We start from the raw sequence: 25,471 nt of genomic DNA, 5'->3' as shown, positions 1-25,471 counted from the left end.
CCACCGACACGTCGTCAACAGAAAGGTGAGACCGGTAGACACGCACGCTGACCAGACCCCACTGGTGGTTGAACTCTCGGCCGCCGAGTTCCGCGACCGCCTGCACGAGGCGCTGTCGGTCTACGTCGCCGCCATGGGCTACCCCCACGGCACCGAGTATCACCGGGCGCCTATGTGGAGTGAGCATCTTCGGCGCTCGGGGTGGCGCGCCGTCGCCGCGCTCGTCCCGGTCGGAGACGGATCTCCTGAAGACGCGCCACCCCGCCTCGTAGCCATCGCTTACGGGTACAGCGGCGCTCCCGGACAGTGGTGGCACCAGCAGGTCCGCTCGGGGCTGCGGCACACGGGGTGGAGCCGGGACCAGATCGACGTACTCCTCGCCAACTACTTCGAACTCACCGAACTACACGTCCACCCCGATGCCCAGGGGCATCAACTCGGTGAGACGCTGCTCCTACGGCTCCTCGAAGACAGACCCGAGCGGGGTGTCCTGCTGTCCACGCCGGAGGTCGCTGACGAGGACAACCGTGCCTGGCGGCTCTATCGGCGCCTCGGCTTCAGAGATGTCCTGCGGCACTTCCGATTCGGCGGCGACAACCGCCCTTTCGCAGTGCTTGGACGAGGGCTTCCGCTGTGATTGGCCCATTGGGCGGATCCGCCCGATGATCGATGCGGTGGTAGTGGGTTCGGGACACAACGCCCTGGTGTCGGCGTGTTACCTCGCACGATCCGGATGGTCCGTCGAGGTGATCGAACGTGACACCGTTCTCGGCGGTGCGGTATCCACGGTGCAACGTTTTCCCGGACACAAAGTCGACCGCGGTTCGTCCGCGCACATCATGGTGCGCCACACGGGAATCGTCGAAGAGCTCGACCTAGGGGCGCACGGCCTGAGATACCTCGACTGCGATCCGTGGGCCTTTGCGCCGGCGCCGGCACATGCGGGCGAGCCTGGAATCGTTTTCCACCGCAGCCTCGCCTCGACATGCCTGTCCATCCAAGAGTCCTGCGGGGCCGCCGATGCCGACGCATACCGCCGGTTCGTCGAGGTATGGGGTCCGCGCAGCGCCCGCGTCATGCGCGCGTTCTCGAAGCCGCCGACCGCGCCCGCGCTGCTCTCCTCGTTCTGGGGACTCGATGCGGGCGGGGGCGGCAGCGACCTATCCCGACAGTTCCTCGGCTCCGGGGACGCTCTACTGGACGAGTACTTCGACAACGAACGACTCAAGGCCGCGCTCGCCTGGTTCGGCGCCCAGTCGGGCCCGCCGATGTCCGAGCCCGGCACGGCGCCGATGGTCGGATTCGCCGCCCTCATGCACACCGTTCCTCCGGGCCGTGCGGTCGGCGGGAGCGGCGCCCTGACCGCTGCCCTCGCGTCCCGATTACGTTCGGACTCCGGCACAGTCTCGCTCGGCGATTCGGTGACGGCGCTGACACGTCACGGCGACTCCTGGACGACCCGAACGTCCTCGGGCCGCGAGATCCGATCGCGCGTGGTCGTCGCGGGCTGCCACGTCCTCACGACCCTCGATCTCCTCGCGCGTGGCGGACACGATAGACAGACAATCGACCGCTGGCGTCGCCGGATTCGCGTCGGACCAGGAATCGGGATGGCTGTGCGACTGGCCACCGACGCGCTCCCCGATTACCCGAGCGCGCCCGATTCCTCAGTCACCCACGGGCTTCAACTGCTGGTATCCGATCGTGCACACCTGCGACTCGCCCACGGCGCTGCCCTGGCCGGGGAACTCCCCCCGCGTCCAGCGGTTCTCGGAATGAGCTTCAGCAGCCTGGACCCCTCCATCGCACCGGTCGGCCAGCATCAGGTGACCCTGTGGTCCCAATGGCAGCCGTACCGGCTCAGTGGTGGTCGCAGGTGGGGCGACCTGGCCCGGCCCGAGGCCGATCGGATCATCGCTGAGATCGACGCGCTCGCGCCCGGCTTCAGCGCATCCGTGCTCGACCGGCACGTGCAGTCGCCGCAGGACCTCGAAGACGAGATGGGACTGGTCGGCGGCAACGTCATGCACGTCGAAATGTCGCTGGACCAGATGATGATGTGGCGTCCACTGCCCGAACTGTCGGGGCACCGCGTTCCCGGCGCCGACCGCCTGTATCTGACCGGGGCCTCGACACACCCGGGTGGCGGCGTATCCGGCGCGAGCGGCCGAAGCGCTGCACAGGTGGCACTCCACGATGCACGGCGCGGCCTACGGCGCCTGTGGCCGGCGCGATGACTGGCCGTCTCTCGGTGTTTCTCGCCGCAGCGGCCGTCGTAACGCAAATTCTCTATCCGCTGGTGCAGGGCGGGGCGCGCGACGCGCTCACCGTATCGGTGGTCGTGCTGCTCGCGGCGGCGTGTATCACCCATGCGGCCGCCACCCGAGGAGCACGCTGGACTGCCGGGCTGGTTATCGTGACCGCCGGACTCGGTCTGTCCTCGGAGGTCCTCGGAACGGCCACCGGATACCCGTACGGCTGCTATGCCTACACCGCAGACCGGCTCGGACCTGCGCTTGCAGGTGTTCCCCTCGTGGTGCCCCTGGCGTGGACGGCCGGCTTCTACCTTGCGTGGTGCGTGGCGTCGGTGCTCGCGCGAGGACCGCTCCTGCGGCCAATTCGTATCCTCCTGGCAACGATCGGTGTCGTCGGCTGGGACCTGTATCTCGACCCGCAGATGGTCGCGGACGGCCAGTGGACCTGGTGCGTCGCCGATGCCGGTCTTCCCGGCCTCGAGCACATCCCGCTGACCAATTACGCCGGATGGTTGTTGGTGACGGTGGTGATGGCCGTCGCCGTCGACCGAATCGACCTCCTGATCGACCACGGGGTCAACCGCCGAATCGAACTCCAGGTCGACGCCGCGGCCCCGCGCAGTGATGGCGTCCCGATCGGGTTGTTCCTGTGGACGTGGCTTGGTTCCGCGCTGGCCCACTCGGTCTTTCTGGGCGCCCCCGAGTTGCGGTACTCCGCGATGTACGGATGGATCGTGATGGGAATTCTGGGAGTCCCTCTGCTCATCTCCCTGATGCGGCAACGTGCCCGCCAACCCTGGACGTACGACACGCGCCCTCGCACCTGACACCGTTCCGCTCCCCTGGCACGATACAACTGTGCAACCGTCCTCAGTTCCGACCTCCATCCGCTCGCGGCGCCGGGGCTTCTCCCTCGCGGCCCTCGCCCTCCTCCTCGTGCCCCTGCTCGCGGGCTGCCTGCGGGTTCAGGTGTCGATGGGTGTGTCTGCCGACGACAGGGTGTCCGGTCAGATCGTGGCCGCCAGCGTGCCCACGGACGATCAGGACCAGGGACCGCAACTCACGCCGCCCGCCGCACTGTCGGACAAGATCCGCGTCCAGGAGTACAGGCAGGACGGGTACGTGGGCAGCCAGGCGTTCTTCAGCGACCTCACCTTCGGCGACGTGCAACAACTCGGCTCAATGTCAGACCAGGCGAACGGCAGTTTCCAGATTTCGTTGCAGCGGGCCGGAGACCTCGTGACCCTCGATGGGAGGGCCGATCTCACTTCCGTACCGGCTCAGGGCACCGATGTGCAGATCACCGTCGCCTTTCCCTCCAGAATCGTCACGACCAACGGAACCCGCCAAGGTGATTCCATCGTGTCGTGGACGCTCCCCGCGGGGGACACCTCGACCATCCGAGCCGAGGTGCGCTACCAGGATCCCAGCACACGCAGTTTCGCTGGCTGGGCCGGCATCATGGGCGGCGCAACCCTGGGAGTTGCCGTGATCGTCGCCGCGCTGGCCTGGATGGCCCGCAACAGGGAACCCGTGGCCGCCCGCAACAGGGAGCCGGTGGCCGGCGGTGGCCGCGACAGGGACCGCTCGAAGTCGTGAGCCGGTGTTCGATCGGGCTCGACGTGAGCGCGACGCCGATCGAGCGGGTGGTTCGAATCGGTTCGCTGATCTCGATTGCCGGACTCGTCACGACCGTCATCAATCTGTGTCGTGCCCCACGGCTACCTACTGACCCCAGCCCGACCACCGAACCTGTCACGGTGTGCATTCCGGCCAGAGACGAACGCAACCGACTACCGAACCTCCTCGCCGACCTACGCCGCCAACGCGGTGTCGAAGACCTGTTTGTGCTGGTCTACGACGATGCCTCCACGGATGGAACGGCCGCGGCGGCAGAGGAGGCGTGCGCCGGGGATCCCCGCTTGGCAGTGAAAAGGGGGACCGAGGAACCCCCGGACGGGTGGGTGGGCAAGCCCGCCGCATGTCACCGAGCAGGCGAACACGCCGCCGGGTCGGGCCGCGGCCGCAGCGGCATTCTCGTATTCCTCGACGCGGATGTGCGGTTGGACCCGGACGCCCTGAACGCGGCATGTTCCGCACTGCGCGAATCGGGCGCAGCGCTGCTCTGTCCGTGGCCGTTTCAGGAGGCGCGGTCGATCACCGAAATCCTCGTCCAACCACTACTCGCGTGGACCTGGGCGGCGACACTACCCATCCGGGCCGCAAACCGATCGCGGCGACCATCCACGGCGGTGGCGTGCGGCCAGTTCCTGGTCTTCGATTCCGTGGAATACCGCCAGGTCGGAGGTCACCGAGCGGTCGCAGGCAGCCTCACCGAAGACCTCGACCTCGCACGTCTACTCCGCCGCCGGGGCCGGCGGACAGAGGTCGCCCTCGCAGGCAGGTCCGCGTCGTGCCGGATGTACGTGGACGCCGCCGCGTTGCGCGGCGGATACGATCGCTGGCTGTGGACGGCCTTCGGCTCCCGCATCGGCGCGACCGCAGTGCTGGGTGCGGCGGCCGTGGCCTACGTCGCGCCGCCGGTGGCACTCGCGGTCGGGCGGGGGCGTGTGCGCAGGTGGGGCGCGGTGGGATACCTCGCGGCGACGGCGTCCCGACTGTGTGCGCGGGCGCTCGAACGCGGTGGCCCACTCACCGTCACCGATGTGCCCGTTGCGTGCGCATACCCACTGTCGATCGCCGCGGTGACGACGCTGGCGGTGTCGTCACACCGTAACCACCGCCGCGGACGAACTCAGTGGAAGGGCCGGTCCCTCAGTTGACCGATGCCGATGAGGTCCCGGAACCCACTTTGTCGCCCAGTCGTGCCAGCACTTCGCTGGTGGCACGGGCGAAGTTCAGGGTGATGAAGTGCAGGCCCGGTGCGCCCTCGGCGATGAGTCGTTCACTCATCTCGGTGGCCAGGTCGATCCCGATCTCGCGCACCGCGGCGCGATTCTCCTCGGGGCCGTCACCGGCCGCCCGGTCGAGCCGCATCTCGAGTTCCGCCGGGAGACTCGATCCGGATAGTTCGAGCATGCGCCGGACCGATCGCAGGGATGTGATCGGCATGATCTCGGGAATAATCGGCTTCTCACCCTGCTCAGGGTCGAGGGCCGAAACCCTGTCCCTCAGACGCAGGTAGTCGTCGACGTCGAAGAACATTTGGGTTATCGAATACTCGGCACCGGCGCGCAACTTCGACACCAAGTATCGGGTGTCGTGTGCGAGATCGGGCGCGCGGTAGTGCCCCTCTGGGAACGATGCCACGCCGACGTGGAAGTCGCCGAGGTCGCGGACGAGCCGGACGAGCTCTTCCGCGTACTCGACACCCTCGGGATGCTTCTGCCATTCACCGAGCGGATCGCCGGGTGGGTCGCCGCGCAGGACCAGGATGTTGCTGATTCCACGGTCGGCGTAGGCGCCCACCATCGAGCGCAGTTCGTCGACGCTGTGCGATACAGCAGTGAGATGCGCCACGGGAAGAAGCGTGGTCTCCTCGGCGAGTTGCCCGGTGATGCGGACAGTACGGTCGCGCGTCGACCCGCCCGCACCGTAGGTCATGGACACGAAGGCCGGACCCAGGCGCTCGAACTCCCGGACCGCACGCCACAAACGAGCCTCGGCGGCCTCGTCCCGCGGCGGCGAGAACTCGACGGAAAAAGGGACTCGGCCGTCGCCGCACGACCGAATCCGGTCGACGATGCATGGCGTGCGGGTCACCCAACCCTTGCTGGCCCGCCCCCTGACGGAATCGAATGTCACCCATCCAGCATAGGTACAGCCAGGGGCCGGGCGCTCATTGCGTCTTGGTGAGTACCGAGAACCCGACCTCCGAGCGCACCCCCAGCCGCCCACTATGGTTGTCTCGACGCGTGTCGCCGAGTTTGGTGCACGCGAAAACTCGACCCTGGCAAACTCGACCCTGAAATTCGACCCTGAAAATTCGACTCTGGAGGCAACGCTGTCCGCTGGAACCCGCCCCGGCGCACTCGCGGCCGAGATCGACATTGCGCTCGGCGACTTCTTCACCAGTCGGCAGGAGCAGGTCGACGCGGTCGGCAGTAGCTATCGCGACGCCGTGACCACCCTCGAAGACTTCGTCCTTCGCGGAGGAAAGCGGGTCCGCCCGGCTTTCGCGTGGACCGGTTGGCTCGGCGCGGGCGGCGACCCGCGTGGCCCGCAAGCCGTGCCTGTGCTCCGTGCCTGCGCGGCGCTCGAACTCGTACAGGCCTGCGCACTCATGCACGACGACATCATCGACGCCTCCACGACTCGCCGTGGCAGTCCCACCGTCCACGTCCAGTTCGAAACGCACCACCGCGACGGCGCCTGGAACGGTGATTCCGCTCACTTCGGCGAGGCCGTCGCGATTCTCCTCGGCGATCTCGCGCTGGCCTGGGCGGACGATATGATCCGGGAATCGGGGATCAGTCCCGAGGCGTCGCGGCGGATCTCCCCCGTCTGGTCCGCGATGCGCACCGAAGTACTCGGCGGGCAGTTCCTCGACATCAGCAACGAGGCGCGGGCGGACGAGTCGATCGATGCGGCCATGAAGGTGAACCGGTACAAGACCGCGGCCTACACGATCGAGCGGCCACTTCACCTCGGGGCCGCGCTTGCCGGCGCCGACGATGCCCTCGTCTCTGCCTACCGCCGATTCGGCACCGACATCGGAATCGCGTTCCAACTACGGGACGATCTCCTGGGGGTGTTCGGAGATCCTGCGGTGACAGGGAAACCGTCCGGCGACGACCTTCGGGCAGGCAAACGCACCGTCCTGTTCGCCAAGGCATTGCAGCGCGCCGACTCCGAGGACCCGGAGATTGCCGAATGGCTTCGCCGGAGTGTCGGATCCGACATATCGGATGCGGAGGTAGACACCCTGCGGGACACGATCACCTCGCTCGGCGCGGTGGCCGACGTGGAAAAGCAAATCGGAGAACTCGTCGAGAACGCACTGTCGAGTCTGGCAACCAGCACGGCCACCGCCGAGGCGAAACAGCAACTCACCGAGATGGCCGCCGCCGCGACGCGGCGCACGTACTGAGGCCCGCGATGGCTCGCGCACTCCGTACGGTGCTCGGCCGCACCGACCATGTCGTGGTGGTCGGTGCCGGACTCGCCGGTCTGTCTGCCGCCCTGTACCTCACCGGATCGGGCGTGCGGGTCACCGTCCTCGAACGGGAGTCGTCACCCGGTGGCCGGGTGGGCACCTACCAGGGTCCCGGCTACGACATCGACAACGGCGCCACCGTGCTCACAATGCCCGAACTGGTCCGTGACGCGCTCGCCGCCGTGGGCGCCGACCTCGATTCCACCCGTCCCGCACTGATCCTCGAGCGCCTGTCACCTGCCTATCACGCACGGTTCGCGGACGGTTCGTCGCTGGACGTCCACTCGGACCCGGATGCGATGGTCGCCGAGGTCACTCGGGTGTGCGGACCGGAGGAATCAGCCAGATACCTGACCCTGCGACGCTGGCTCGGTCGGATCTTCGACGCCGAATACCACCGCTTCATGGACGCGAACTTCGACTCGCCACTCGATCTCGTCTCCTCACCCGCGGCCGCACGGGATCTGGCGAAACTGGCTGCACTCGGCGGCTTCGGCCGACTCGGCGCTCGGGTCGATCGCACGATCACCGATCCGAGACTTCGTCGGATCTTCACATTCCAGGCCCTGTACGCCGGGGTCGCTCCCGCCGACGCCCTCGCGGTATACGGTGCGATCGCTCACATGGACACATCTCTGGGCGTCTACTTCCCCCGGGGTGGGATGCGCTCGATAGCTCTCGCCCTCGCCGATGCGCTCACCACTGCGGGCGGCGAGGTCCGATTCGAGACCGAGGTCACGCGTATCGAGGGCGCCGACGACCGCGTCAGCGCCGTCTGCACCGCTGAGGGTGACCGGATCGGCTGCGACGCCCTGGTCCTGACGCCGGACACCGCGGCGGTCGACGATCTCCTGCGCCCGGTGTCACGCCGGAGTCCCCGGCGTGTACGAGTGTCGCCGTCCGCCGTGGTCCTGCACGGAACCGTACCCACTTCGGTGAGTGCGCAGTGGCCGGCGCGGCGCCATCACACGATCGACTTCGGCCACGCGTGGAAGAAAACGTTCGCGGAGATCACCGCACGGGCGGGAGGCGGGCGCCTGATGACCGACCCCTCGCTGCTACTCACCCGGCCCGCCGTGTCCGATCCCGGTCTGGTCGTCGACCGTGGGGGCGTCCCCGCGGAACCGCTGTCGGTGCTCGCACCTTGTCCGAACCTACACAGCGCACCTCTGGACTGGGCCTCGTTGACCGAGCCGTACGTGAGCGAGCTCCTGCGTGAACTCGAGACACGCGGGTACACCGGAATCGTGACGCACTTCGCAGTCGACCATGTCGACACCCCACTGACCTGGCTCGGCAAGGGGATGGCCGCAGGCAGTCCGTTCGCGGCCGCACACGTGTTCCGACAGACCGGACCGTTCCGGCGCCCGAACCTGGTCAGGGGCCTGGACAACGTCGTCCTGGCCGGCTCGGGGACCGTTCCAGGCGTCGGGGTTCCTTCCGTTCTGTTGTCAGGGAAACTCGCCGCTGCGCGAATCACGGGGCCGTCGAAAGTTTGAATCGTGCGGCGATATTGGCAAGGCATGGTGAGAGCCGGTTCCAACAGCAATTAAACTGACTCCTCGACCACGCGATGCGCACGTTACGGGCGCAACCGAACTCACGTCGGGGAGGAATTCAGCACTCATGACGTCCTCTGCCCGGCAGGCGAGCGTCGCGCCTGCTACGACCACGCCACAACGGCCGCGGCTACACACCGTGGCCGACTTCCTCCGCAGTCCGGAGGGGCATGCCGCGATCCTCGGTTTCGCCGGCGCGGCGATGATCACGTTCGGCGGTTTCGGGGCGGGCAGCGTGCGCCGCGTGGACCCTCTCCTCGAATCGATGCACTTGTCCTGGTTGCGGTTCGGTCACGGCTACGTTCTGTCGACCATAATCGTCTGGATCGGTGTCGTCGCGATGATCACCGCCTGGGTGCGGTTGGGTCGCGGAACGCTCCGTGGGAACGTCAGCTTGGGACAGTTGCGGTTGATCGTCCCGGCGTGGACGGCACCTCTACTGCTGGCCGTTCCCATGTTCAGCCGGGACGCCTATTCCTACCTGGCGCAGGGCGCGCTGCTGCGTGACGGGTTCGATCCCTACGCCGTGGGACCGGTGGTCAACCCGGGAGTCCTCCTCGACAATGTCAGCAACGTGTGGACCACGACCACCGCGCCCTACGGCCCACTGTTCCTGCTTCTCAGTCAGGGAATCACTGCACTGACCGGCGACAACGTGATCACGGGAACAATGCTTCTTCGAATTACGATGCTGCCGGGGCTCGCCCTCATGGTCTGGGCGGTCCCCCACCTCGCCCGACACCTCGGCGGAAATCCTGCCATCGCACTGTGGCTCGCGGTGCTCAATCCTCTGGTCCTCATACACCTCATCGGTGGTGTCCACAACGAACTCCTGATGGTCGGCCTGATGATGGCAGGAATCGCGCTCGCACTCGAGCGTCACCACCTCGCCGGAATCGCGCTCGTGTCGGTGGCCGTGGCAGTCAAGGCCACCGCGGGTGCCGCACTTCCGTTCATAGTGTGGATCTGGATGCTGCACGAGAAAGAGAAAGCCGAGTCGGAAGGCCGCACACCAGCGTCACCCCTCTCGCTGTTCGCGAAGACAGCGAGCGCGGGATTCGCGGTATTCGTGGTCATCTTCGCCGGGGCGTCCGCTGTCGCCGGAGTCGGACTCGGCTGGATGAGCGCGCTGTCCGGCTCGAACAAGATCATCAACTGGTTGACGTTGCCGACGATCGTCGCCCATGTCGTGACGGTCGGAACCTCGTGGTTCGCCGATCTGCGACTCAGTGAGGTACTGGCTATCAGCCGCCCGATCAGTGCTGTTGCCCTCGTGGTGATCGTGCTGGCGGCCTGGTGGCGATACCGGAAGACCGAACGCGACGCGATCCTCGGAATCCTCATCGTCCTGGTCGCCATCGTGATCCTGTCGCCTGCTGCTCTGCCCTGGTACTACTCGTGGCCGATTGCGATCGCCGCAGGTTTCGCGTTGTCGCTGCGAACGCTGATGATCCTCGTCGGGTTGTCCACCTGGTTGATGCTGGTGTTCCAACCCGACGGGTCGATCGGCCTCTACACCTTCCCGCACGTAGTGCTCGCAACGTTCGCGGCGGTAATCGCCGCAATGTCGTTGCATTCGGTCGACCCGTTGCGTCTGCGCACCCCACGTCAACGCCCGCAAGAGAGCAAGCACACCTCCGACCCAGCACGTGCTACGTCGTCACCCGCCATCGAGTGAGGCGCCCGTGAGCGATCTGGCGGACAGTTATCGGTACTGCGGCGCGGTGGCTGCAGAGCACGGGCGCACCTACCATCTCGCCACCCGGTTGCTTCCCGCACGTCGCCGGGCCGCGGCGCATTCACTGTACGGGTTCGCCCGCACGGTCGACGACATCGTCGACGTCGATGCGGGCCGGTCTGCCGAGGACGTTGCCACCGAACTCGATCGGATCGACGCGATGCTGCGACTCTGTTTCTCCGATCGAAGCGCAGTCGGATCGCATGCGTGTCCCGGTGGGATGCAGCGGGTGCTACCCGCATTCCTCGACACAGTGGCCTACTTCGAAATTCCGCACGACTACTTCTTCGCGTTCCTGCACTCCATGCGGATGGACGTGCCCGGAACCCCGGCTCACCGAACCGAATACGGCACCCTGGCCGATCTTCGCACCTACATGTACGGTTCGGCCGTCGTCGTCGGGCTGCAGATGCTGCCCGTCCTCGGGACGACCGGGCGGATGGCCGACGCAGAACCGCACGCCGCGGCTCTCGGCGAGGCGTTCCAGCTCACAAACTTCCTCCGCGACGTCGGCGAGGATCTCGACCGAGGCCGCGTTTATCTACCGGCACGCGAGCTGAGAGCGTTCGGGGTCGATACCGAACTTCTCGCGTTCAGTCGGCGCACCGGAACGACCGACCAGCGGATCGTGCGGGCGCTCGCCCATCTCATCTCGATCACACGGTCCGTGTACCGGAGCGCCGAACCTGGAATTGCCATGCTGGACCGGCGGGTGCAACCTGGAATCCGGACCGCGTACGTGCTGTACTCGCGCATCCTCGACGAAATCGAACGCGGGGGCTACCGGGTTCTCGACCGGCGCGCCACCGTGCCCCGGAGAGATCGGTGGGCAGTTGCACTCCCCCAGTTCGCCCGGCTCACGCTACCCACCCGCGGTCGGAGGTCGTGACAGTTCAGAAACCCATCGCCTGAGCGCGCCGGATCACCTCGCGGGCAAGGTCACCGTGCAGGGCCTCCGCGGGTGTGCCCGGCAGGCTGTCGTCGCTACGGAACATCCAGCGCAGCATTTCCTCGTCGCTGAATCCGCCGTCGTGCAGCACGGCGATAAGGCCGGGCAACCACTGGACAATCTCGCCGTTTTTGCCGAAGAAGAGTTCGGGAACGCCCAGCAAGCCATCGCGACGGACGGCAAGCAACTGGTGGTCGCGCAGGAGTTGCTGCACGCGGGTGACAGCCACACCGAGGTTCTTCGCGGCATCCACCAACTGGAGCAGCGAGATGGAAGGGTCCAGGACATCGTCACAGTAAGGGATCGCACTCACTCCCCTAAGTTATCCGGTTGCTTCCCGGGTGGCGCTACCGGTCGGGGTAGCTGGCTACGATTGAGAGGCCCGAATAGCCGGGCTGCACACACTCGGGGGGTTAAACACAGTGCACGATGGAGGTCAACGTTTGATCGGCGAACTGCTCGACCGGCGCTATCGGGTGGATGCCGTGATCGCGCGTGGTGGCATGTCCACCGTCTACAGGGGGCTCGACACGCGCCTCGACCGCCCGGTGGCCATCAAAGTCATGGATCCGCAATTCGCCGCCGATCCAGCGTTCCTCACCCGGTTCGAGTTCGAGGCCCGCTCGGTAGCCCGGCTCAAGCATCCGTCCCTCGTCGCGGTCTACGACCAGGGCCACGACCGCGGCCATGTGTTCCTCGTAATGGAACTCGTCGACGGTGGAACGCTCCGCGAACTCCTGCGTGAACGCGGGCCGATGCCCCCGCACGCCGTCGCCGCGGTCGTGGGTCCTGTTCTGGATGCTCTCGCCGTCGCGCACCGGGCCGGCCTCGTGCACCGCGACGTCAAACCCGAAAACATCCTGATCTCCGACAGTGGCGAGGTGAAAATCGCCGACTTCGGTCTGGTGCGCGCCGCGGCCGCATCGAACACCACCTCTAGCAGCGTGATTCTGGGCACCGCCGCGTACCTGTCGCCGGAGCAGGTGACGTCTGGAGTTGCGGACACCCGCAGTGACGTCTACTCCACCGGCGTCCTCCTGTTCGAACTCCTCACCGGACGCGCCCCGTTCACCGGTGACACGTCGCTGTCCATCGCCTACCAGCGGATCAACCAAGACGTTCCCCTGCCCGGTTCGTTCATCGCCGGTGTCCCGCCCGAGTTCGACGAATTCGTCGCCGAAGCCACCCACCGCGAGCCGTCCCACCGCTTCGCCAACGCAGAGCAGATGGGCACGTCGCTGCGCAGCATCGCTGCCTCACTCGACCTGCCCACATACCGGGTGCCGGCACCGCGACGCTCTGCGCAACACGTCGCAGCGGCGACGGCGCTCACCGCATCACCCCACCCGGCCCCATCGCCCACAGTGCATCTCCCACCCGCCGCCACAGTGCATCTCCCACCCGCCGGCCCGGTGCACCACCCACCCACGGAGATACCCGAACAACCCGGCGTCCAGCACACTCGGGTCGTCACCACCCAGACGCCACGCCTTCCGGTCGACGGTTCGCACGAGTTCGCCACCTCCGACGAGACCGACGACGGATACCACTACGCGGGCTTCGCCGCCCGACGCCAACGGTCGCGGCGCACCACGATCGTGTGGCTCTTCATCGTTCTGATGCTCGCCTCGGCGGTAGGAATCGGGGGTTGGTGGATGGGTTCGGGCCGGTACACCGCTGTTCCGTCCATCGACGGCCTGGACAGCGGTGCCGCGGTGACCGCGATCGAATCAGCGGGGCTTACTACGGAGATCCGCGGCCAGTATTCGGACGACTCTGCCGTCGACGCCGTGCTGGGAACCGATCCGGCAGGAGGTTCACGAATTTCCCGTGACGGCACCGTGGCTCTCCTGGTGTCCCTCGGCAGACCGACCGTTCCGGCCCTGCCTGCCGACGGTGACCGCGGCCCGATCGAGCAGGAGCTCCGGAACCGTACCTTAACCCCGGTCGATGGCGGTCAGGCATTCAGCGTGAACGTTCCGATCGGTGGGGTGGCCGCGTTGGATCCACCGCCGGGAACCGAACTCGCGACCGGTTCAGAGGTCAACGTCATCGTCAGCAAAGGTGCTCCGCCGGTAGACATTCCCGATGTCATGGGCATGTCGGAGGCCGAGGCGCGCGCGGCGCTCGATGCGGTCGGCATCGTCGTGCGGGACACCACCAGCGACTTCGATCGGAAGGCCGAGGCCGGAAGCGCGATCACCACCGACCCGAAGGCCGGCACCCGCGTAAACGCAGGTACCAGTGTGACGCTGAGCGTGTCCAATGCAGTGCGGGTACCGTCCCTGATCGGGGAAAACACCGGATCGGCGCGTGCGGAACTGGGCCGCCTCGGACTCGACGTGAAGGTGCGTCAGGTCGCCGACACCGACCGATCACTCGTCATCAGTCAGAATCCGGGCAGCGGCGACCTGGTGAAGCCCGGAAGCACGGTCACGCTGGTCTCACTGCCCTGACCCCGCGGGAGCAGGGCAGTGAGGGTCTGAGCGTGCATGCCAGCGGTCAGCCGCGCAGCATCTCCGCGACGAGAAAAGCGAGTTCCAGCGACTGCTGCGTGTTCAGCCTCGGGTCGCAGGCGGTCTCGTACCGACCGGACAGGTCGACGTCGGAGATGTCCTGTGCGCCGCCGAGGCATTCGGTGACGTCCTCGCCGGTGAGTTCGACATGGATGCCGCCGGGGTAGGTACCGAGACCATGGTGGACCTCGAAGAATCCCTGGACCTCGTCGACGATGCGGTCGAAGTGCCGGGTCTTGTAGCCGGTGGACGCCTCGTGCGTGTTGCCGTGCATCGGGTCGCACTGCCAGATCACTTGGTGGCCTGTGGCCTGAACCTTCTCGACGATGGACGGCAGCAGGTCGCGGACCTTGCCGTTGCCCATTCGTGAGATCAGGGTCAGACGGCCCGGCTTGTTGGTCGGGTCGAGTCGCTCGACGTACTCGACCGCCATCTCCGGCGTGGTGCTGGGGCCGATCTTCAGGCCGATCGGGTTCGCCAGGAGTTCCGCGAAGGCGATGTGCGCGCCGTCCAGTTGGCGGGTGCGGTCCCCGATCCACAGGAAGTGGGCCGACAGGTCGTAAAGCTTGGGGTGATCGTCGTCGTTGTCGAGACGCAGCATTGCGCGCTCGTAGTCGAGGACGAGGGCCTCGTGGCTGGCGAAGATCTGCGCCTGCTGCAGGCTGGGGTCGGAGACACCGCAGGCATTCATGAACTGCAAGCCGCGGTCGATCTCCGCTGCGATTGCCTCGTAGCGGGCACCGGCCGGGGAGGACGAGACGAATTCACGGTTCCAGTCGTGCACCCTGTGCAGATCGGCCATGCCCGCGCCGGTGAGAGCGCGGACCAGGTTCATCGCGGCGCTCGCGTTCGCGTAGGCCCGGACGAGCCGAGACGGGTCGTGCACGCGCACCGCCTCGTCCGCGACCAAAGAGTTGATCATGTCGCCGCGGTACGACTGCAACCCGAGGGCGTCGATATTCGACGACCGCGGCTTGGCGTACTGACCGGCGATGCGGGCGACCTTGACGACGGGCAGACTCGCTCCGTAGGTCAGGACGACGGCCATCTGCAGCAGCGTCCGGATGTTGCCCTTGATGTGCGGTTCGGTGTTGTCGGCGAACGTCTCGGCACAGTCGCCGCCCTGAAGCAGGAACGCCTCTCCGCGGGCCACCTGAGCCAGCTTGGACTGCAGGGCCTCGACCTCACTGGCCACCGTGATCGGCGGCACGCTCTCGAGGACGGTCCGCATGGCGGCTGCATGGCCTTCGGGCCATTGCGGCTGCTGCTCGGCGGGCTTGGCCAGCGCAGCATCGAGTTGCTCTCGCATCGCGCTGGGCAGCGGCGGGAGTTCGGGCAAGCGGTCGATCGGCACGTCGACAGTCCAGTTCACCCCTACAGGGTATTCGCTCGACCGAAGTTAGTGCGAGTCAGGTCAGGCCGGCCAGGTCACCGAAGTGATCGCGCAGCCTGAACGGCTTCGAACTTCGCAAGGTTGTGCCGGGCGTCCGCGAGGGCGTCGTGCGCGTCGTCCGGAGCAGGTGGAAGCACCGGGCTGCCGTGTTCCTCCCAGTACTGCCGGAGTTCATGCGTGTACCGGGGCAACGACTGCGGCAGTTCCGTCATGTCACCCCAGAGTTGGCAGAGGGCGACGTGATCATAGGCCGCGACCCAAGCCCACAGTTCGGGGACGATACCGGGCCGGGGAATCAGGAAGGCGAAGAGGTCGTCGCGAATGCGGGCACGGCTCTTCCAGAGCGGCGAGGACGGCTGCGGGAGCTTCGGCAGCACATTCCTCCGCACCCACCTGCCCGCCCGCTCGGGGTCGAAATCGGATGACACCGCGTAGAATTCACGTCCATCCTCGGCGATCACCCCGATCGACACCAGGTCGATTGTCCGACCGTCCTCGATGAATTCGCAGTCGTAGAAGTAACGCACGCCGTAAACTATGCCTCACCCGCCCGGGCCGACCGGGTCCCCCCTATAACTTCCTGCCGTGGTTGCCGTCAGCTGAGTGGCCCGCCGGCTGAGAGGGCCTCTAACTCGCCCGCGTGTCCGGCAATCGCGTGACGTCGGTGGCATCGGTCGCCGGCACCGAATCGGACACCGGTGCCGGCGCGCCCGCTGCCGTGGGTGCCGTCTTCCTCAGTGTCGCCGCGTAGATGTCGACGTATTCCTGACACGACAATTTCATCAGCGCGTACATGACCTCGTCGGTGACCGCCCGTTCGACGAAGCGGTTGCCGCTCATACCCTCGAAACGGGAGAAGTCGATCGGCTTCCCGACTCGGATGGTGACCTTCGCCGGGCGCCACATCCGCGAGCCGATCGGGTTGACCTTCTCCGTTCCGATCATGGCGACAGGAATGACCTTCACTCCGGACTCGAGTGCCATGCGCGCCAGGCCGGTCTTGCCCTTGTAGAGGCGGCCGTCGGGCGACCGGGTGCCCTCGGGGTAGACACCCATAAGCTTGCCATCCGACAGGATTCGCAGTCCGGCGTTCAACGCGTTCTGCGCGGCGTCGGCGCCCGTCCGGTCGATCGGCACCTGGCCGACCGCGGAGAAGAACCAGCGCTGGAATGCACCCTTGAGTCCGGTCCCGGTGAAGTATTCGCTCTTGGCGAGAAAAGTGATCCTCCGCGGTACCCGCAGGGGCAGAAAGAACGAATCCAGAACCGCCTGATGGTTACTCGCCAGGATCGCTCCGCCCTTGGCCGGTATGTTCTCCGCACCCTCAACGGTCGGCCGACCCACCGCCCAAAGTAGCGGCCCCAATAACACATACTTGAAAAGCCAGTACATCATCGCGTTCCCTCCCGTTCACAACCCAAGCCTTGTTCGGACCGACTCTACTTCGGGTGGGTGAGGGCCGCTACACACGCCGACGCGCCCCGGACGGCATCGCTGCGCGGGGCTAATTCGATCGGGTAAGCCGTCAACCTACCCGATCGGGCAGGACAGCTCGGGCAAGTTCGGCCGCTCCGATCATGCCAGCCGCCTCCCCCAACTGGGTAGGCCGGATGCGAGCGAGCGGCCGGTGCCCGGCCCCCGTCGTCAGCGCGGCGTAGTGCTCGCGGGCTTCGTCGATGAACAGCGGTGACGAACTCGCGACACCACCCGCGATCACGACCAGATCCGGGTCGTACACATCACCGATCAGCGCCAGTCCGACACCCAACCACCGGGCGAATTCCCGCATCGTCTCCAGTGCCAGCGGATCTCCGTCTTGCGCGGCGCCGGCGATCAACCGCCCAGTGAGCCCACCGGGATCGACCGCAACCTCCCGGGCGAGGAGTGTCGAGGCTGCCGGGTCCGCGGCCAACAGTTCGATCGCAGTGTCGACCAGTGCGGTCCCGCTGCAATACCTCTCCCAGCAGCCACGTTTGCCGCAGGCGCACGGACGGCCGTCAGGTACGACCTGGATGTGCCCGAGTTCGGGTGCGACGCCGTGAGTGCCGCGGTACAACTGTCCGTCCGCGAGCAACGCCGCGCCGATGCCGGTTCCGATGGCGAGCATCAACACGTTCCTACCACCGCCCGCCGCGCCGAACCGGTACTCGGCCCATGCAGCGGCGTTGACGTCGTGTTCGAGAACCACCGGAAGACCCAATCGCTGTCCGAGGTCTCGGCCCACCGGCGCACCCACCCAGGGCAGGTGCGGCGCAAAACGCACCGTGGTGCGGTCGGGCGTGACAAACCCCGCGACCGCCAACCCCACCGCGGCGATGTCGTGCCGTGCCGCCAACTCGCGCACCGCGCGGTCGAGGCCGTTCTCGAGGGCCGTCGCCGACGCCGGCGTTGGCGACTGGTGGGAATCCAGTACCTCACCTGATGAATCGACCACCGACGCCCGGATACTCGTTCCGCCGACATCGATGCCGATAGTCAGTGCCGAACTGCCGTTCGTTGCGCTACCCGCGGCTGTACTCATGGAGACGATTGTGCCGAAGCGGGATCGGCGACGCGCACAGTGATCGGAACGAACGCCGGACCGCGGGCCGGTTCGGCGTCGGTAGTTCCTTCCGTCGCGCCGGAACTCGAAGCCCCGGCACCGTCGGGCCCCGGGGCGCCGTGGACACGGTGCTCGTCGAGAATCTGTCGTAGCAACACGATCAGTACGGACGCCTGACCGGCAAGTAAGGTCACGAGTTCGTGCTGCTCACCGCGGATCAGCGCCGCGAGAGCACAGACCGGGCACCACGTGCATCCCGACCGCTGACTGGTGTCCGCAGCCACTTCTTCGCCCGACTCCTGCGGGTGCGGGGCCGCAGCGCGCCGCACAATCGGTTCGAGACGATCGAGGACACTCTCGGCGAGGACTCGCAGTTCCTCCATCACCTGTGCGTGGTCGTCGTTCATACCGGCCACACCTGCGGATCGGGCGTGAAACGCACTACGAGGTCGGATCCGTCGAGTTCTGCATCCGCAACGACACACCGGCGCAGAACCGAGGCGAGTCGGACCCTACGGCGCACCCCTTCAGCCCCCACTACCAAGTCGTCCTCCACTCGTCCCAACGTCAACGTCGACGGGTTCACGAGCGGCAGATACATCCGCATCGTGTACACAGAATCCACACCGGCTCCCGATTCCAGCCCCACCCGCACTGCCGGTGGGTTCTTTCCCAACACCGCCACCGCGTCCACGGTGTCGCCATACAACTCTCGGGCGATACCGCCGAGATCGGCCAACCCTACCGGCTCCGTGACCGACCGGGTCGCCGAGAGGATCATGGTGGCACCTGCGGAGGCGGTGAGTTCCGAGAGCACCCTCTGCTGAAGCGCTCGTCGCCTGATCAACCAGGCCACACCGGGATCGTCGTGTTCTGACGGCAGATCAAATTGCGGCAGAACGTTGTTCACGAGGATCGCGTCGATGCGCAGCCCGGAGAGAGCCGCGGCGACGACGGTTCGCCGGGTTTCCGTCAAGACCATCCGCTCAGGTGTCGTCACCAGGCGCACAGTGGTTTTCGAACGATCTGCCAGCAGTTCGCGAACCCCGCCGACGGAGGACACCACCTGTTCGATCAACGACACCAGCATGACGAGCCGAGGGTCGGATCCCAATACCGCGGTCATCCGGCGGTGCTGCGGCCACACCCGTTCGACGTAGTCGAGAGCCATTGTGGGCGCGGCGAGAGTCCGCAGACAGTCCGCTGTGGGTGGGCAGTCGACCACGACGGCGTCGTAGTCGCCCCCGGTCGCGAACCGAACGATCTCAAGGAGTCCGAGCACGTCCTGCACACCGGGAAGACCGGTCAACTCCTCCGGTTCGAGCGCCGACAACTGGCCACCGTGGTCGTGAGCGCCGGTGGCGGCGAGAACTCCTGCCAGACCCCGGAATCGCGTTTCGAGCAACGAGAGCGTGTCCAGTTCGATGACGTCGAGGCCGACGTCCACCGACACAATGCCCCTGGCACCGCCGATCCCGAGTACATCAGCGAGGGAATGCGCCTGGTCGAGAGAAACGAGGAGCGTCCGGTTGCCATGCTCCGCGGCCGCGTGCGCTGTCGCGGCGGCGAGCGTTGTCTTCCCGACACCCCCCTTTCCTACGAAGAATTGGACCCGAGCAGACCCGGGACGGTGCTCGCCGTTCAGCCTTCTACCTGCTTCTTGAGTTCTTTGAGAGCGGTATCGGTGATCGCCTTCTCCGCCTTACGTTTGAACAAGCCGATCATCGGAATGGTGAGGTCGACGGTGAGTTCGTAGGTAACGGTGGTGCCGCCCTCCGCTGCGTCCTCGAGCACGTACGAGCCGAACTGCGATTTCTGGATCTCGCCCGAGACGAGTTCCCAGCTGACGGACTTGCCGTCGGGCGCCCAGTCGTATCGCAGGACGTACGTGTCCTTGACCATTCCCGCGTCGAGCATGAAACGCACCCGGGCCGCCCGGCCCTGCTCTCCAGACTCGAGAACTTCGACGGATTTCGCAGCAGTCACCCATACGGGGTATGCATCGAAGTCGGCGATCACATCCATCACCCGGGCGGGCGGCGCCTCGATTCTGATCGACCTCTTGGTCCTCTCTGGCATGGAGTGAACTCTTCCTTTCGCCTGACGGGCCCGCTCGTCGATGGCCGGGCTGCACCGTTACCGGTTCCGTTATCTCTTATCCTGCCCGACCATCACACACGATCGTTGTGCCCCGACACAACGCCGGTCCCGTCGCGGCGGCACCGACCTGCGTCAGGACGGTGGTTCGCCGGCCGGTCGCCCCGCCTCGAGTTCCTTCTTCACCTCGAAGGACATCACCTTGCCCTCGACGCGGCGACGGCGATTCAGTGCAGCCAGATCGGGGGCAGCCCGATCCGGGGCAGCCAGATCGGGGGCAGCCCGATCCGGGGACCCGCCGATCCGGGCCGGTTCAGCGTGAAGAAAGTAGTGAACGATCACCCCGTCCATCACCAGCTCGAGCCATACCTCCATGGTGCCGGTGAGGGCACCGGCCACGGTCCAGCGGATACCCTTCTCGACCCGGTCCTCCCCGACGGCGAGCGTGAGATCGGGCCACCAGCGGCGCCAGCGACTGCGCGGCGCGATCGCCGCCGCGACCCGCTGGGGCGTGGCCACGATGAACGTCTGGTCTGCGACCTGAATGCTGCTCACGGCGACTAGCTTCACATATCACCGTTCGGGGTCCTCACGCCGGTTCCGAAGAACCCCTGGTGACGTTGCGTTTTGCACCGCCCGTTGGGCTGGACACGGACCATGAGGAGAACGGGCTAGAGTTGAACCGAACAATTCTACTAGTCAGTATTTTCTGTGTCGGAGGTTTTCGTGCCCGAGTTCAGCGCGCCACTGTCGTACACCATCGCGGAGGACTCCTCCGCGGTCGACTCGGTGTATGCCCACGCCGCGGCCGACCCGAAGCTGGTCGTGTTCAAGCGCAAGATCGGTGGAAACTGGTCCGATGTCACGTCCGCCGAGTTCGCGGCGCAGGTCACCGCGGTGGCCAAGGGCCTCATCGCCCTCGGCGTGCAGCCGGGTGACCGGGTCGCGCTGATGTCGGCCACCCGGTACGAGTGGCCCCTCATCGACTTCGCTATTTGGGCCGCCGGCGGCGTCACCGTCCCCATCTACGAGACGTCTTCCGCGGGGCAGGTCAGCTGGATTCTCGAGGACTCCGCCGCGATCCATCTCGTCGTCGAGAACGCCGCCCACGCAGCAACCGTGGAGTCCGTCGCCGCCGAGGCTACGGCGCTGCGTGGCGTCTACCAGATCGATCCGGCCGACGAAGGCCGCGGCGCCGTCGCGGAACTCACCGCGCTGGGCTCCGAGATATCGGACTCCGATGTCACGTCCCGCGTCGCGGCGTTGAAGGCCGCCGATCCGGCCACCCTCATCTACACCTCCGGCACCACCGGCCGACCCAAAGGGTGCCAACTCACCCACGCGAACCTCATCGCCGAGTCCAAGGGCATCCTCGATTCCAGCCTCGGCACCGTGCTGAAGACCCCCGGTGTCAGCACCCTCATGTTCCTGCCGATGGCGCACGTCCTCGCACGCGCGGTGAGCATCGCGTCCTTCGACGCCGGCGCCACGCTCGGGCACACCAGCGACATCCCGAACCTCGTCCCCACGTTCGGAGAGTTCCGGCCCGATTTCATCCTGTCCGTCCCGCGCGTGTTCGAGAAGGTGTACAACAGCGCACACAGCAAGGCACACAACGAGGGCAAGGGCAAGATATTCGACGCTGCCGCCGAGACGGCAATCGCCTGGAGCGAGGCCCAGGACAAGGGTGGCGCCGGGCTCATCCTCAAGGCCAAGCGCGCACTGTTCGACAAGCTCGTGTTCTCCAAGCTGCGGGTCGCGCTCGGCGGCAAATGCCAGCTGGCGATCTCCGGCGGCGCACCGCTGGGCGCGCGCCTCGGTCACTTCTTCCGCGGGATCGGCATCACCATCTATGAGGGCTACGGCCTCACCGAAACGTCGGCGGCGTTCGCCGTCAACACGATCGGCGAGCAGAAGGTCGGCTCGGTCGGTAAGCCGTTGTCGGGCAACTCGGTTCGAATCGCCGACGACGGTGAGATCTTGTTGTCGGGACCTGTGGTCTTCGGCGGGTACTGGCACAACGAGAGTGCCACCGCCGAGGCGCTCGAGAACGGCTGGTTCCACACCGGCGACCTCGGCTCGGTCGACGCAGAGGGCTACATCACCATCACGGGTCGCAAGAAGGAAATCATCGTCACAGCGGGTGGCAAGAATGTCTCCCCCGGCCCACTCGAGGATCAACTTCGCGCCCACCCCCTCATCAGCCAAGCCATCCTGGTGGGCGATCAGCAACCGTTCATCGGAGCCCTGATCACCATCGACGCCGACGCACTCCCGGCGTGGAACGAGCGCCACGGCAACCCGGCCGACACCAAGGTCGCGGACCTGCTCGCTGATGCAGATCTCGCGGCAGAGATCGACGCAGCCGTGACCGCGGCCAACTCGCTCGTATCGCACGCCGAGGCGATCAAGAAGTTCCGGGTCCTGCCCGTCGACTTCACCGAGGAGACCGGTGAACTCACGCCCACGATGAAGCTCAAGCGCAACGTGGTACACGAGCGCTTCGCCGACGACATCGCCGCCATCTACTCCAAGTAGGTCGAGGTAGTCGTCACGTTCGGGCTCTTCATCGGGAGGGCTTCTGGCAACAACTGCGCGGCAATCGATTCGGTGCCACGTGCCTCCGATCCGGGGGTACCGGCCCCAGGGAAGGCGCAGCGGTCGTCGACCGTGTCCGAGAGCCGCCAATCGGTCGTTCCTGTCTTCGCCCTTCGAGACCTGTCCGGATGCGCCGGTCGACGATCACCATCTCCGTTGGTTGCGGGGACCTTTGTTGGACACCCGTCCACACCAGTCTTCGAAAAGGCCGTTGCGCCACCAATCGATGTGGTCTACTGCACGGAATTGTCAGCGCTGGATACAACGAGAAATCTGGACGGCCGGGCATCTTGCTGATGCCTTCGAGCCGTCGTGGAGGGGTCTGCATGTTTGCAAGGAACATTCGCCGCGTGGTCGGCGGCGTGGGTGTTGTCGCGATGGCCGCCGGATTGGCGGTGACGGTCGGTGCCGGCGCCGCGAGTGCGGCGTCCGACAAGATCACGTGGAGCGATGGCAATAGCAAATTCACCCGAACGATCAGCAATGTGGACCCCCGTGAGGGCGACACCATCACCGTGTCAACGAAGTTCCAGCGGAGCATTGCCCTCGAGATCATCAACGAGGTCAAGGACTACCATCCGGCATGCCTGGAGTTCGTGTCGGCGAAGGTAGACGGAAAGTCCAAGAGTCTCGACAGTCGGGAGAATGATTGGGCGAAGGTAAAGGGCTCATGGACGGTGAGACCGTACTTCGACCCGAAATCGCATACGTTCGAGTTCTCTTACCGGGTCGGTGCGAACTGCGATCGCAATGTCGGACTCAAGACCGGAATGACCTACGACGGCTCGCTCGGCAGCGGCTCGTACAAGACCAAGGGCCCGAAGGTCACGGTCAAGATGAACAACACGTCCACGACGCTCGCGCCGGTGCCGAGCGCCGTGGTCGGAGCGCCGGTTACCCTGAGCGCCACGGTGACCGGTGGCCATGAGGGCGACAAGCTCGGCTTCTACGACGGAGACACCAAGATCGGCGACGGTCGTTTGAATGGCGACGGTATTGCGACAATCGAGTGGACTCCGGCCACTGATGGTGCGCACACCCTGGCTGCCAAATTCTCGGAAACCCCGAGAGCTAAAGGCTCGGAGTCGGCTACGCAGACCGTAACGGTGGCCGGCCCCGAGGTCACGGCCACGACGTTGACCGGTCCGCCCACCGCTCTGACCGGCGACGAACTGGTCTTCACCGCCCAGGTCACGCCGAACCCGGCCGGCGGCACCGTCCAATTCAAGGACGGCGGAGCCGATCTCGGCCCGGCTGTCGCGATCAACCCGGACGGCACAGCGGTCCTGAACCACACCTTCGACACCGCCGGTCCCCACGAGATCATCGCCGTCTACTCCGGCATCCCGGGCGTCATCGGATCGACCTCCGCCAACCACACCGTCGCAGTCTCCGAGGGCACAGCCACCACACTGACCGGTCCGACCACCGCTCTGACCGGCGACGAAGTGGCCTTTACCGCGCAGATCACGCCGAACCCGGCCGGAGGCACCATCCAATTCAAGGACGGCGGAATCGACCTCGGCCCGGCCGTCACGGTCAACCCGGACGGCACAGCGGTCCTGAACCACACCTTCGACACCGGCGGCACCCACGAGATCGCCGCCGCCTTCTCCGGCACCCCCGTGTTCACCGAATCGGCCTCCGCAAACCACTCCGTCGCGGTGTCCGTACCCGAGGTCACCACCACCACACTGACCGGTCCGACCACCACAATGGCCGGCGCCGAGGTGACCTTCACCGCCCAGATCTCGCCGAACCCGGCCGGAGGCACCATCCAATTCAGGGACGGCGACACCGATCTCGGCCCCACCGTCACGGTCAACCCGGACGGCACCGCCACCCTGACGCACACCTTCGACACCGCGGGCACCCACGAAATCGCCGCCGCCTTCTCCGGCACCCCGGCCTTCGTCGGATCAACCTCCGCCAACCACTCCGTCGCGGTCTCCGAGGTCACCACCACCACACTGACCGGTCCGACCACCGCAATGGCCGGCACCGAAGTGGCCTTCACCGCCCAGATCACGCCGAACCCGGCCGGAGGCACCATCCAATTCAAGAACGGCGGCGCTGATCTCGGCCCAGCGGTAGCGGTCAACCCGGACGGCACCGCCAACCTGCCCCACACGTTCGACACCGATGGGCCCCACCAAATCGCCGCCGTCTTCTCCGGCGTCCCCGGGTTCATCGGATCCACCTCCGCCAACCACACCGTCACGGTGTCCGTACCGGACCCAGCGGACGTCACGACCACGACGGTGCTGACTGCGCCTGCGTCCGCGAAGAAGGGCGCTGCAGTGGATCTGATCGCGACGGTCTCCCCGAACCCGGCAGGTGGCACGGTCCAGTTCTTCGATGGCGCAACCCCGATCGGAGCCCCGGCGCAGGTGGCTGACGGAAAGGCGACGCTGTCGCACGCCTTCGCAGCGACTGGCGATCGCCGTGTCTCCGCGGTCTACGGCGGAACGCAGGGCTTCCTCGGCTCCACCGCCCAGGCCGTCACCGTCACTGTCACCGACGACGGCACCGGCACCGGCACGGACACGGGATCGGCTGGCAACGTATTCGGATCTTGAGGTGAATTAGCCCCCCCGGCCGCCCGTGTGCGTTGACGGGCGGCCGGTTCGATTCGTGGTCACCTGGCCAACTAGCACCAACGCACCCAGAAGTGCGCTATCGCCTACGCCGATCCAGTAATTGGACAG

Annotated in this window: 22 protein-coding genes; 12 read left to right on the top strand and 10 right to left on the bottom strand. The window is 66.4% G+C overall.

Annotation, left to right across the window (positions count from 1 at the left end; all coding sequences use genetic code 11):
• Positions 1-25 precede the first annotated feature (25 nt).
• The 5 genes from RM2_RS09135 to RM2_RS09115 are packed head-to-tail and all read left to right on the top strand — an operon-like array spanning position 26 to position 5,038.
• Positions 26-637, top strand: coding sequence for a GNAT family N-acetyltransferase (locus RM2_RS09135; RefSeq protein WP_072688521.1), 612 nt, complete (start codon positions 26-28; stop codon positions 635-637).
• Between the two features lie 25 nt (positions 638-662).
• A complete protein-coding gene (locus RM2_RS09130; protein WP_072688520.1) occupies positions 663-2,237 on the top strand; it encodes a phytoene desaturase family protein in 1,575 nt (524 codons plus the stop codon).
• Positions 2,234-3,082, top strand: coding sequence for a carotenoid biosynthesis protein (locus tag RM2_RS09125; RefSeq protein ID WP_072688654.1), 849 nt, complete (start codon positions 2,234-2,236; stop codon positions 3,080-3,082). The genes RM2_RS09130 and RM2_RS09125 overlap by 4 nt, the downstream gene beginning before the upstream one ends.
• A 31-nt stretch (positions 3,083-3,113) precedes the next feature.
• The gene (locus RM2_RS09120) at positions 3,114-3,854 is read left to right on the top strand and encodes an LppM family (lipo)protein (RefSeq protein WP_072688519.1); all 741 of its coding nucleotides are present in this window, start codon (positions 3,114-3,116) and stop codon (positions 3,852-3,854) included.
• Between the two features lie 23 nt (positions 3,855-3,877).
• Positions 3,878-5,038: a glycosyltransferase family 2 protein gene (locus RM2_RS09115; protein WP_072688652.1), complete on the top strand. Its 1,161-nt coding sequence runs from the start codon at positions 3,878-3,880 to the stop codon at positions 5,036-5,038.
• Here the strand turns inward: RM2_RS09115 and metF are convergent.
• The gene (gene metF / locus RM2_RS09110) at positions 5,031-5,978 is read right to left on the bottom strand and encodes a methylenetetrahydrofolate reductase [NAD(P)H] (RefSeq protein WP_218017219.1); all 948 of its coding nucleotides are present in this window, start codon (positions 5,976-5,978) and stop codon (positions 5,031-5,033) included. The genes RM2_RS09115 and metF overlap by 8 nt on opposite strands.
• Before the next feature lie 136 nt (positions 5,979-6,114).
• Between metF and RM2_RS09105 the strand changes: the two genes are divergently transcribed.
• The 4 genes from RM2_RS09105 (at position 6,115) to RM2_RS09090 (ending at position 11,557) form a co-directional block, all read left to right on the top strand.
• Complete coding sequence (locus RM2_RS09105) at positions 6,115-7,305, top strand: polyprenyl synthetase family protein (RefSeq protein WP_174553838.1); 1,191 nt, start codon at positions 6,115-6,117, stop codon at positions 7,303-7,305.
• 8 nt (positions 7,306-7,313) lie between these two features.
• The gene (crtI, locus tag RM2_RS09100; protein WP_072688517.1) at positions 7,314-8,870 is read left to right on the top strand and encodes a phytoene desaturase family protein; all 1,557 of its coding nucleotides are present in this window, start codon (positions 7,314-7,316) and stop codon (positions 8,868-8,870) included.
• Positions 8,871-8,997: 127 nt separating this feature from the next.
• The gene (locus RM2_RS09095) at positions 8,998-10,608 is read left to right on the top strand and encodes an alpha-(1->6)-mannopyranosyltransferase A (RefSeq protein ID WP_072688516.1); all 1,611 of its coding nucleotides are present in this window, start codon (positions 8,998-9,000) and stop codon (positions 10,606-10,608) included.
• A 7-nt stretch (positions 10,609-10,615) separates the two neighbouring features.
• Positions 10,616-11,557, top strand: coding sequence for a phytoene/squalene synthase family protein (locus RM2_RS09090; RefSeq protein WP_072688515.1), 942 nt, complete (start codon positions 10,616-10,618; stop codon positions 11,555-11,557).
• Between the two features lie 4 nt (positions 11,558-11,561).
• Here RM2_RS09090 and RM2_RS09085 read toward each other — a convergent pair whose 3' ends face one another.
• On the bottom strand, positions 11,562-11,930 hold the full coding sequence (locus tag RM2_RS09085; protein ID WP_072688514.1) for an Rv2175c family DNA-binding protein: 369 nt from the start codon (positions 11,928-11,930) through the stop codon (positions 11,562-11,564).
• A gap of 130 nt (positions 11,931-12,060) precedes the next feature.
• Between RM2_RS09085 and RM2_RS09080 the strand changes: the two genes are divergently transcribed.
• A complete protein-coding gene (locus RM2_RS09080) occupies positions 12,061-14,073 on the top strand; it encodes a Stk1 family PASTA domain-containing Ser/Thr kinase (protein ID WP_072688648.1) in 2,013 nt (670 codons plus the stop codon).
• 46 nt (positions 14,074-14,119) lie between these two features.
• Here RM2_RS09080 and RM2_RS09075 read toward each other — a convergent pair whose 3' ends face one another.
• From RM2_RS09075 to RM2_RS09040, 8 genes are all read right to left on the bottom strand, one after another.
• The gene (locus RM2_RS09075; protein ID WP_072688513.1) at positions 14,120-15,505 is read right to left on the bottom strand and encodes a class II 3-deoxy-7-phosphoheptulonate synthase; all 1,386 of its coding nucleotides are present in this window, start codon (positions 15,503-15,505) and stop codon (positions 14,120-14,122) included.
• Positions 15,506-15,561: 56 nt separating this feature from the next.
• Positions 15,562-16,053, bottom strand: a complete 492-nt coding sequence (locus RM2_RS09070; RefSeq protein ID WP_072688512.1) for a polyadenylate-specific 3'-exoribonuclease AS — start codon at positions 16,051-16,053, stop codon at positions 15,562-15,564.
• A 100-nt stretch (positions 16,054-16,153) separates the two neighbouring features.
• A complete protein-coding gene (locus RM2_RS09065) occupies positions 16,154-16,921 on the bottom strand; it encodes a lysophospholipid acyltransferase family protein (RefSeq protein ID WP_072688511.1) in 768 nt (255 codons plus the stop codon).
• Positions 16,922-17,051: 130 nt separating this feature from the next.
• On the bottom strand, positions 17,052-18,047 hold the full coding sequence (locus tag RM2_RS09060; protein ID WP_072688510.1) for an ROK family protein: 996 nt from the start codon (positions 18,045-18,047) through the stop codon (positions 17,052-17,054).
• Positions 18,044-18,475: a hypothetical protein gene (locus tag RM2_RS09055; protein ID WP_072688646.1), complete on the bottom strand. Its 432-nt coding sequence runs from the start codon at positions 18,473-18,475 to the stop codon at positions 18,044-18,046. The genes RM2_RS09060 and RM2_RS09055 overlap by 4 nt, the downstream gene beginning before the upstream one ends.
• Positions 18,472-19,713: an ArsA family ATPase gene (locus tag RM2_RS09050; protein ID WP_072688509.1), complete on the bottom strand. Its 1,242-nt coding sequence runs from the start codon at positions 19,711-19,713 to the stop codon at positions 18,472-18,474. Before RM2_RS09050 ends, RM2_RS09055 begins: the two co-directional genes overlap by 4 nt.
• Complete coding sequence (locus RM2_RS09045) at positions 19,710-20,147, bottom strand: SRPBCC family protein (RefSeq protein ID WP_072688508.1); 438 nt, start codon at positions 20,145-20,147, stop codon at positions 19,710-19,712. Before RM2_RS09045 ends, RM2_RS09050 begins: the two co-directional genes overlap by 4 nt.
• 153 nt (positions 20,148-20,300) lie before the next feature.
• Positions 20,301-20,720 (bottom strand): polyketide cyclase / dehydrase and lipid transport, encoded by a 420-nt coding sequence (locus RM2_RS09040; protein ID WP_072688644.1) that lies wholly within the window; start codon positions 20,718-20,720, stop codon positions 20,301-20,303.
• A gap of 171 nt (positions 20,721-20,891) precedes the next feature.
• On the opposite strand from RM2_RS09040, the gene RM2_RS09035 reads away from it, so the two are divergent.
• Together RM2_RS09035 and RM2_RS09030 are read left to right on the top strand one after the other, a co-directional pair.
• A complete protein-coding gene (locus RM2_RS09035; RefSeq protein ID WP_072688643.1) occupies positions 20,892-22,703 on the top strand; it encodes an AMP-dependent synthetase/ligase in 1,812 nt (603 codons plus the stop codon).
• Positions 22,704-23,089: 386 nt separating this feature from the next.
• Entirely contained in the window at positions 23,090-25,342 is a 2,253-nt protein-coding gene (locus RM2_RS09030; protein WP_169846695.1) for an Ig-like domain-containing protein, read from the top strand.
• The last annotated feature ends 129 nt before the right edge of the window (positions 25,343-25,471 follow it).

The sequence above is a fragment of the Rhodococcus marinonascens NBRC 14363 genome, assembly GCF_001894885.1.
GTDB classification, from domain to species: Bacteria; Actinomycetota; Actinomycetes; order Mycobacteriales; family Mycobacteriaceae; genus Rhodococcus_F; species Rhodococcus_F marinonascens.
This window is presented reverse-complemented; position numbering and strand designations above follow the sequence as displayed.